This is a genomic window from Enterococcus sp. H57, from assembly GCF_003112495.1.
GTDB classification, from domain to species: Bacteria; Bacillota; Bacilli; order Lactobacillales; family Enterococcaceae; genus Enterococcus_B; species Enterococcus_B faecium.
Window position 1 is genome coordinate 1 of the sequence record NZ_BEHC01000097.1, and the last position, 215, is coordinate 215.

Here is a 215-nt window from a genome sequence, read left to right on the forward strand (position 1 = left end):
GTCGTACTGTATTCGGGCACGTTGTCTTCCGTTACAGTATAGATGATTTCTTGCCCGTCTCTGTATTTTGGCAGATTCGTGAAACGATAGCGCCAATCATCTTTTTCACTTACTTCTTTGTGTTGGATCGGTTGACCGTCGGCTAATAGATTTACTGTGATCGTCGTCGGTCGTTTGCCGTCTTGGTTCTCATTGTCTTCCCATGTTTTTTGTCC

General features: G+C 44.7%; 1 protein-coding gene. It reads right to left on the bottom strand.

Annotated features, from left to right (window positions below; genetic code table 11):
* On the bottom strand, window positions 1–215 hold a 215-nt coding region (locus DIZ30_RS13290), incomplete at both ends, for a Cna B-type domain-containing protein (RefSeq protein ID WP_148249343.1).